This window comes from Micromonospora maritima (genome assembly GCF_902825405.1).
Lineage (GTDB): Bacteria > Actinomycetota > Actinomycetes > Mycobacteriales > Micromonosporaceae > Micromonospora > Micromonospora maritima.
Genome location: NZ_CADEAU010000847.1, coordinates 1 through 1,372 on the forward strand (window position 1 = coordinate 1; position 1,372 = coordinate 1,372).

General features: G+C 75.3%; 1 protein-coding gene and 2 pseudogenes. All 3 read right to left on the bottom strand.

What is annotated here, in order from left to right:
• Nucleotides 1-228 (bottom strand): annotated as a pseudogene (locus HUW36_RS32915) (peptidase S1); the annotation flags it as partial.
• 47 nt (nucleotides 229-275) lie between these two features.
• Nucleotides 276-1,235: a VWA domain-containing protein gene (locus tag HUW36_RS32920; RefSeq protein WP_174531591.1), complete on the bottom strand. Its 960-nt coding sequence runs from the start codon at nucleotides 1,233-1,235 to the stop codon at nucleotides 276-278.
• Nucleotides 1,232-1,372, bottom strand: a pseudogene (locus HUW36_RS32925) (DUF58 domain-containing protein); the annotation flags it as partial. The gene HUW36_RS32920 and the pseudogene HUW36_RS32925, both read right to left, overlap by 4 nt.

Below are 1,372 nucleotides of genomic sequence, written 5' to 3' on the forward strand. Positions count from 1 at the left end.
GGACGGGCCGGGCGCGCCCCGGTCGGCGGCCCAGGTGCCGGCCGCCGCGCCGGAGACGGTGGAGAGCGCCACCACCGCCGCCACGCTCAGCAGCCGGCTGCGCCAACTCCGCCGCCCCACCACCTGATCGGGTCCGGTGCCGTCCCGGTACCCGCGCCCGTCCGGGTCCAGCTCCGGCGAGACGAACCACGGCCCGCGCGGCTCGCCGAGTCCGGTCTGCACTGCCATGCCTGGCTCCTCACGTGTCGTGCCGTCGTCCGGTCGTGGTGTGCGGGTCAGGGCAGTCGGGAGAACCACCGCAGCGACCCGGCGGCGGCGCCCATGGCCAGGACCAGTCCGAACCCGATGAAGCGGGCCGAGACGTCCTGCCGTTCCGTGCGGTAGCCGACCGAGGTGCCGATGTCCTCGTAGACGTCCTTCAGCTCGGCGCTGGTGGAGGCCTCGTGGAAGCCGCCGCCGGTCTGGTCGGCCACCGCCTTGAGCGTCTGCCCGTCCACCGGCACCTGGATCGCCCGGCCGCCCCGGTCGACCGACCCGCCGGGCGTGCCGAAGGAGATGGTGTGCACCGGCACCTTGGCGGCGACCGCCTGGTCGGCGGCCTCCATCGGATCCATCCCGGAGGTGTTCGCGCCGTCGGAGAGGATGATGATCCGGGCCGGTGGCGGGTCCTTCGCGGCGGTCGCGTCCAGGCTCTTCACCGCGCCGAGCGAGGTGCTGATCGCCTCGCCGATCGCGGTCCCCTGCACACCGGTGATGCCCTCGGCCAGCCGTTCGATCCCCTCGTGCAGCGCCTCCCGGTCGGTGCTCGGCGGCACCAGCACCGCCGCGCTGCCGGCGAACGCGACGAGCCCGACGTTGAACTCGTCCGGCAACCCGTCGACGAACTTCCCGGCGGCCTCCTTGGCCGCGGTCAGCCGGTCCGGGTCCACGTCGGAGGCGAGCATCGAGGTGGAGACGTCCACCGCGACCATCACGGTGGCCCGCTCCCGGGGCACCCGCACCTCCGCCTCCGGCCGGGCGAAGCCGACCACCAGCAGGGCCAGCATGGCGAGGAAGAGTCCGGCCGGGACGTGCCGGCGCCAGGCCGGCCGGCGCGGGGCCACCCGGTCGAGCAGGCGCAGGTTGGTGAACCGGACCGCGTAGCGGCTCTGCCGGCGTTGCAGGACGAGATAGCCGGCGACCAGCGCGGCGACGACGAGCAGCAGCCACAGGCGGGCGGGCGACTGCCAGGTCATGCGACACCTCCCCGGACGCCGGCCGGCGCCGTCGCCAGCCGGCGCTGCTCGTGCACGTGCCGGACCACGTCCGCGCACCAGTCCCGGTCGGTGCGCAGCTCCAGGTGGGTCGCGCCGGCCCGGCGCAGCGTGCGGCG

Bases quoted from the DNA above. Each gene is read 5' to 3' on its own strand.
- HUW36_RS32920 (WP_174531591.1), bottom strand. From the start codon at position 1,235: ATGACCTGGCAGTCGCCCGCCCGCCTGTGGCTGCTGCTCGTCGTCGCC.